The 264-nt window shown below is 58.3% G+C and carries 1 protein-coding gene; it reads left to right on the forward strand.

Going from position 1 to position 264, the window contains the following annotated elements:
• The coding region (locus A3757_RS27765) for a hypothetical protein (RefSeq protein WP_231878350.1) at positions 1-264 on the forward strand (264 nt) is incomplete at both ends.

A 264-nucleotide genomic window follows, 5' to 3' on the forward strand; every position in this document is an offset into this window, starting at 1 on the left:
TGTCTGGCTCGGCGGCATGTGCAATCTGCACGGCACCACCGTCATCGGGGTCGCGAATGGAGATGATCCGAACTACACCGGCAACACCTACGTTGGCGCCAACAAGTTCATCGGGTTCGGACTTTCCGCCGATGGAGGGCCGACCAGCCTGACGCTTTGGTCGTCGCAAAATTACTCGTCAGCCACTGAGTGCATCGGGTGTGAGAGTGACGTGGACCCGTCGCGCCCCGGCTATACGATGATTAACATGCCGAATGCTAAAAG

The sequence above is a fragment of the Oleiphilus sp. HI0117 genome, from assembly GCF_001635235.1.